The following is a 2372-nucleotide window of genomic DNA, read 5'->3' on the forward strand; positions in this document are numbered from 1 at the left end:
AACGCCGCCCGCTTCGCAAGTCTCATCGTCCGCCTATTGGGGTCGCTGCTTCGATAGCTATTTGGATCGAACCTGCTTGAGCGCCTCGTCGAGTTTTGCGATCGTCTCCGGACCGATCGTCGCCTGATGCCGTTCGTAGACCGCGGCAGTGGCCTCCCGCATCTTCGTGAGCTCGGCCGGACTGACCTCCGACACCTGCATGCCTTGTGCTTTCAACTTGGCGAGGGATTTATCGTTGAGATCCCGAGAGACGCGCCGCTGCTCGTCCCGACCTACGATCGAGCACTCGGTGAGGATCGTCTGYTCCTCCGGTGAGAGCTGGTCCCACAGCTTCTTGGAATACAATACCAGAAATGGCGTGTAGGCGTGACGGCTCAGCGTGAGATACTTCTGCACCTCGTACAGCTTCGAGGTGTCTATCGTCACCAGCGGATTTTCCTGCCCGTCGATCGCGTGCGTTTCGAGCGCCGCGAAGACCTCGCCGAAGGCCATCGGCGTCGCATTCGTGCCGAGACTCTTGAAGCTGTCGAGGAAGATGTTGTTCTGCATGACACGGACCTTTAGGCCTGTCATTTCCTCGGCCTTTGACACCGGCCGCTTGGAGTTCGTCAGATTGCGGAAACCGTTCTCCCAGTATGACAGATTGACCAATCCAGAGGCAGGGAGCTTGTCGGCGACATACTTRCCGAAGGAACCATCGAGAATAGCATCGGCTTCCTTTTCGTTAGTGAAGAGAAATGGAAGGTCGAATACACCGAGCTCGGGAATGATGCCGACCAAGGGAGAGGAGGATGTGATGACCATCTCCTGAGTCCCGGCTCGCAGGGCCTGCGTCGCCTGAAGATCGCCGCCGAGCGCTCCGCCCCAGAATGCCTGGAGCTTGATCTTCCCTCCGGACTTGTCAGCCGCGCAGGCCTTCATCTTTGCAACGCCGTTGCCGACCGGATGGTCTTCATTGATGCCATTGGAGACGCGAATGGTGCGGTCCTTGATTTGTGCCTGCGCAGAGCCTGCGAACGCGGCAACAGCAATACCGGCGAGAAGGGTAAACAGACGATACTTTGACATTTCGAGTTCCTCCCTCGTTGTTGGAAGTTAAGTTAGCGTCCCGAGAGCCAGGCAAGTGGGACGGTCACGAGCTGTGGAAACAGCACGAGCAATAACATCGCGATGGTCTGCGCGATGAGAAACGGCATGACGCCGCGCATGACGGTGTTCATGGAAATGCGCCCCACACCGCATACGACGTTCAAGACGATTCCTACCGGTGGCGTGATGAGGCCGATGGCATTGTTGATGATGAAGAGGACGCCGAAATAGATCGGGTCGATCCCGGCTTGCTTGATCACGGGCATCAACACAGGCGTCAGGATCAAGACCGTTGGTGTGAAGTCGAGCGCGGTCCCCACCGCCATCACAAGCAGCATGATGATGAGCATCAGCACGGTCTTGTTGTCCATGAACGGTTCAAGAAGCGCCGAAAGTTCCGCGGGGATGTTCGCCTGCGTGATCAGCCAGGCGGACACAACCGCCGCCGCGACGAGAAACATCACGGCACCGGTGGTCTTCGCGGCCGTAAGCGTGACTTGATAAAGGGCGCGGACCGAAAGCTCGCGGTAAACGAACATCCCGACGACAAGGGCGTAGACGGTCGCGATGACTGCAGCCTCTGTCGGGGTCACGATGCCGAACCGGATGCCGCCGAGAATGGCGACGGGCATGAGCAAGGCGAGCGATCCGTCCCAAGTGGCCTGAAGGCGTTGCCGGCCGCTTTGCCGCGGGAGCAGCTTGATTTTCTCTCGCCTGCAGACGATGGCCCAGGCGATGATCAACGAGAGGCCGATGAGTAGGCCGGGAAAGACGCCTGCGAGGAAGAGGCGTGTGATTGAAAGGTTCGCGGCGACGCCAAAGACGATAAAGCCGATCGATGGTGGTATGATGGGCGCAATGATACCGCCCGAGGCAATCAGGCCCGCGGAGCGTCCGACGTCGTAGCCTGCGCTGCGCATCATCGGCAGGAGAATGGAGGCGAGTGCTGCCGTGTCGGCGGCCGCAGAGCCGGAAAGGGACGCCATGATGATCGACGCAAACACGGCCACATAACCCAGTCCCCCGTGAATATGTCCGACGAGGGACAAGGCGAAGTTTACGATGCGCCGCGAGAGACCGCCGGCATTCATCAGTTCGCCGGCGAGAAGGAAGAACGGAATTGCCAGAAGCTGAAAATTATCCGCTCCTATGACCATGTTCTGCGCAATGATCTGGGTATCGAAGACCCCCAGCCACAGCATGAGAGCAACCGCGCAGACGATGAGGGCGAACGCGATGGGCATTCCAATTGCCATGGCGCCGCAAAGCGAAAGGAGAAATAT

General features: G+C 58.8%; 2 protein-coding genes. Both read right to left on the minus strand.

Going from position 1 to position 2372, the window contains the following annotated elements; genetic code table 11:
• Positions 1-57 precede the first annotated feature (57 nt).
• Positions 58-1068 (minus strand): TRAP transporter substrate-binding protein, encoded by a 1011-nt coding sequence (locus AC1DT3_RS18260; protein WP_477466646.1) that lies wholly within the window; start codon positions 1066-1068, stop codon positions 58-60.
• Between the two features lie 32 nt (positions 1069-1100).
• On the minus strand, positions 1101-2372 hold a 1272-nt coding region (locus AC1DT3_RS18265), incomplete at its 5' end, for a TRAP transporter large permease (protein ID WP_477466647.1).

The sequence above is a fragment of the Microvirga sp. P4_G7 genome, from assembly GCF_056401005.1.